General features: G+C 70.6%; 4 protein-coding genes. 2 read left to right on the top strand and 2 right to left on the bottom strand.

Annotated features, from left to right (window positions below; genetic code table 11):
* Positions 1 to 119: 119 nt before the first annotated feature.
* Positions 120 to 908, top strand: coding sequence for a type VII secretion system-associated protein (locus tag IEY89_RS07275; RefSeq protein ID WP_229695077.1), 789 nt, complete (start codon positions 120 to 122; stop codon positions 906 to 908).
* 206 nt (positions 909 to 1,114) lie between these two features.
* Here IEY89_RS07275 and IEY89_RS07270 read toward each other — a convergent pair whose 3' ends face one another.
* Both IEY89_RS07270 and hmgA read right to left on the bottom strand, forming a co-directional pair.
* Positions 1,115 to 1,864 carry a GntR family transcriptional regulator gene (locus IEY89_RS07270; RefSeq protein WP_189146429.1) on the bottom strand — a complete coding sequence of 250 codons (750 nt, stop codon included), beginning with the start codon at positions 1,862 to 1,864 and terminating at the stop codon, positions 1,115 to 1,117.
* 27 nt (positions 1,865 to 1,891) lie between these two features.
* Positions 1,892 to 3,208, bottom strand: coding sequence for a homogentisate 1,2-dioxygenase (hmgA, locus tag IEY89_RS07265; RefSeq protein WP_189146428.1), 1,317 nt, complete (start codon positions 3,206 to 3,208; stop codon positions 1,892 to 1,894).
* Positions 3,209 to 3,326: 118 nt separating this feature from the next.
* On the opposite strand from hmgA, the gene IEY89_RS07260 reads away from it, so the two are divergent.
* Positions 3,327 to 3,944: a TetR/AcrR family transcriptional regulator gene (locus tag IEY89_RS07260; RefSeq protein WP_189146500.1), complete on the top strand. Its 618-nt coding sequence runs from the start codon at positions 3,327 to 3,329 to the stop codon at positions 3,942 to 3,944.
* The last annotated feature ends 33 nt before the right edge of the window (positions 3,945 to 3,977 follow it).

The following is a 3,977-nucleotide window of genomic DNA, read 5'->3' as shown; positions in this document are numbered from 1 at the left end:
GTCCCGCCGCGCACCGCTCGACCGCTGTGCATGTCCAGGAAAGAACCAACGAACCAAAGAACGAAAGAACGAAAGCGTGAAAGGAAGAATCGTGGCTGGTGTTTCCGGAGGGAACGTCCGTGACTGAGCACGACGGCGGGCACGTCCCGGAGATCGACGAGGACGCCCGGGAGATACCCGAACCGCCCGAGGAGGTCGTCGAGGCCGCCAGGCGTCTGCCCGACCACTGGGTGAGCGTGCCCGATCCCGCCTGGTCGGGAGAGGGGGACAGCGAGGACGGGAACGGGGGTGTGCCGCCGGAGTGGGCGATCCCCGGCCGCTGGCGGACGGACGGCACGGGCGAGATCGTGGAGTGGGAGGACAACGAGGAGTACCGCCCCTCACCTGAGGCCCGTGGCTGGCCCACCCCCAACGATCCGGTCGACTCCGCCATCCAGCTCGCCGTGACGGGATACGGGCCCACCGGGGACGTGCTGCGTACGCTGGCCGCCGCCAAGGTCGCGGTGCTCACCGCGCCCGACGGCGGTGCGCTGGCCGTGCTGTCGGCGGAGGACGAACCGGTGGTCCCGGTCTTCACCTCGCCCCTCTACTACCGCGCCGTCGGAAACTTCGCGGCCCGGCTCGTCCCGGTCGCCGAACTCGTGGAGCAGCAGCTTCCCGACGGGTACGCCCTGTACGTCAACCCGTCCGGACCGGTGGGCATGGTCATGGACACCGAGGCGCTGGTCGAGGAGATCGGCGCCCAGGCGCGCGGCGAGGAGCGGCCGGCCGCGAGCGGGCCGGGCGAGAGGGCGGCGCGTTCGTACACCGTCGCCGTACCGGTGGGTGAAGCGGCGCCGGACGCGACGGAGCATGCCGGGGCCCTGGTGGATACGCTTCCGCCGACGGGTGACCGGAGCCTGGAGTGACATGCCGGGTCGTGCCGCGGAAGCAGGCGAACTCGTCGGGGGTGGCCAGGCGGATGCCGCGGGCATCGGCCATGACCTTGGCCCGCCTGGACCCGGCGGCCACCAGGCCGGCCTTCCCACCCCGAGTGCCCGCTGGCTCACACAGCCGTACTGCCCTCCGGCGTCGGGTCGACGGGGCCCGTCGGTTGCGGATCGCCATGACTCGTCTACGTCGCGTCCAGAGTCACCGTGAAGGAGAAGCGGTCGCCCCGGTAGTGGATCACGGCCACGTCCAGGACCCGGCCGTCCTCGTCGTACGTGACGCCCGTGTAGTGCAGGATCGGGCTGAGCAGCGGGACCCGGAGCAGCCGGGCCGTCTCCGGGTCCGCGAGGCGGGCCTGGACGGTGTCCGTGATGCGGCTGATGTCCACGCCCACCACATCGCGCAGCACCTTGGTCATCGGCCAGCGCACCAGATCCCGCCGGTCGATGCGCTCGGCGAGTTCCGGACGGACGTGGTTGCGGGCGTGGTTGGTCGGTTCGCCGGTCTCCTCGTCGCCGCGCAGCCGGTGGTACGTGGCCACCTCCGCGAGATCCGGGAAGTACTCGGCGAGTTCGGTGGGCACGGGCACGCTGCCGTGGTCGAGGAGTTCGGTGGTCATGCCGGACTGCTGGGCGACGATCGCGTCGACCGAGCCCAGCAGCCGTACGGGAACGCCGCGTCGGGCGTCCGGCTCGATGAACGTGCCGCGCCTGCGGTGGCGGCTGATCAGCCCCTCGTCCTCCAGCTCCTTCAGCGCCTGCCGCATGGTCAGCACGCTCACGCCGTAGTGCCCCGCCAACTGCTCCTCGGTGGGCAGCCGTAGCGGGTCCCGCGCGGAGCGGCCGAGGATCGAGGCGCGCAGGGACTGCGAAACCTGGTACCAGAGCGGCAGTTTGCGGTTCAGGACGATCGAGTCCGGCGCGAAGGAGGTCACGGAGGTATCCGTACCGGTCGTGAACGCTCAGTGCAACGGGCGGAAGTGCCGTTGAAGGCCGGACCACACGTCGTCGTACCCGGTTTGCAGATGCTCCGCCCGCGCCGCCTGTGCCGTCAGGGTCACCGGCCACCGGGTCTCGAACATGAACGCCAGCCCGTCGTCGACCTTCTGGGGCCGCAGCTCGGCGGCGCCGGCCCGGTCGAAGGTCTCCCGGTCGGGCCCGTGCGCGGACATCATGTTGTGCAGCGAGCCGCCGCCGGGCAGAAACCCTTCCGCTTTCGCGTCGTACGCGCCCTCGATCAGCCCCATGTACTCGCTCATCACGTTCCGGTGGAAGTACGGCGGCCGGAAGGTGTCCTCGCCCACCAGCCAGCGCGGGGCGAAGACGACGAAGTCGATGCCGGCGAGTCCGGGAGTGTCCGACGGGGACGTCAGCACCGTGAAGATCGACGGGTCCGGGTGGTCGTACGAGAGGCTGCCGAGGACGTTGAAGCGGCGCAGGTCGTAGGCGTACGGGACATGGTTGCCGTGCCAGGCGACGACGTCGAGCGGGGAGTGGTCGTACACGGCCGTCCACAGGTTGCCGCAGAACTTGTTGACCACCTCCACCGGACCCTCGACGTCCTCGTACGCCGCGACGGGCGCCCGGAAGTCCCGTGCGTTCGCCAGCCCGTTGGCGCCGATCGGGCCGAGGTCGGGGAGCCGGAAGGGGCTGCCGTAGTTCTCGCACACGTAACCGCGGGCGGAGGCGTCGACCAACTCCACCCGGAAGCGCACCCCGCGAGGGACGAGCGCGACATGGCCGGGTTCGACGAACAGCAGCCCGAACTCGGTGCGCAGCAGCAGCCCGCCAACCTCCGGGACGATCAGCAGCTCCCCGTCGGCGTCGCTGAACACCCGCTCCATCGAGGAGTTGGCGTGGTAGAGGTGCACGGCCATACCGCTGCGCTGGGTGGCGTCGCCGTTGCCGCCGAGGGTCCACAGGCCCGCCAGGAAGTCCGTCCCGGCCGGGGGCTCGGGCAGCGGGTTCCAGCGCAGCCGGTTGGGATCGGGCACGGATTCCGTGAAGGGGGCCGTGCGGATCGAGCCGTTGCCGGTGGGCGTGAACGGGGGATGCGCGGCCGAGGGGCGGATGCGGTACAGCCAGGAACGGCGGTTGTGGGCACGGGGCTCGGTGAACGCCGTGCCGCTGAGCTGCTCGGCGTAGAGGTCGAGGGGCGCGCGTTGGGGCGAGTTGCGCCCCACGGGCAGGGCGCCCGGGACGGCTTCCGAGCTGTGCTCGTTGCCGAAGCCGGAGAGGTGGGAAAGTCCCTCGGCGACCTTCCGCGCGTCCTCACTCATCTGTGCTCCCTCGCTCCCTCGCCCTCATTCCTATGCTTCACCGTAGGATTCGGCGTTCGCTGACGCAAGAGGGGGAAAGTGAGGGGTGAGGTTCACCGGATCGTCATGGAGCGGCATGATGAAGCCCGTGCCCCCAGCGACCTCGCTACGTCGTGCGCCCGTACAGCGGCGCAGTGCCGAACGGCTGACCAGAATCCTCGACGCCTGTGCCGACCTTCTCGACGAGGTCGGCTACGACGCCCTGAGCACCCGGGCGGTGGCGATACGCGCCGGCGTCCCCATAGGCTCCGTCTACCGCTTCTTCGGCAACAAGCGCGCCATGGCGGACGCGCTGGCCCAGCGGAACCTGGAGCGTTACATCACGCGCGTCACCGAGCGCCTGGGGCAGGAGAGCGGGGGCGGCTGGCGCGAGGCCATGGACGCCGTGCTCGACGAGTACCTGGCCATGAAGCGGACAGCGCCGGGGTTCTCCCTCGTCGACTTCGGCAACCAGATCCCGGTCGGCAAACGCGACGCCGGACCCAACCACCTCGTCGCCGACACCCTCACCGCCCTCCTGTCCGACGTCATCGGCCGCGAACCGGACGACGACCTGCGCCGTACGTTCCTGGTCGCCGTCGAGACCGCCGACACCCTGGTCCACCTGGCCTTCCGGGTGGCCCCGGAGGGGGACGAGCGGATCATCGGGGAGACGCGGGAACTGCTGCGGGCGTATCTGGCGCGGGTGCTCGACTGAGGTCCCGGTCGGCTCGCGGACCGGCCGAGGTGG

This window comes from Streptomyces lacrimifluminis (assembly GCF_014646095.1).
In the GTDB taxonomy this organism is placed as follows: domain Bacteria; phylum Actinomycetota; class Actinomycetes; order Streptomycetales; family Streptomycetaceae; genus Streptomyces; species Streptomyces lacrimifluminis.
This window is presented reverse-complemented; position numbering and strand designations above follow the sequence as displayed.

Bases quoted from the DNA above. Each gene is read 5' to 3' on its own strand.
- hmgA (WP_189146428.1), bottom strand. From the start codon at position 3,208: ATGAGTGAGGACGCGCGGAAGGTCGCCGAGGGACTTTCCCACCTCTCC.
- IEY89_RS07260 (WP_189146500.1), top strand. From the start codon at position 3,327: ATGAAGCCCGTGCCCCCAGCGACCTCGCTACGTCGTGCGCCCGTACAG.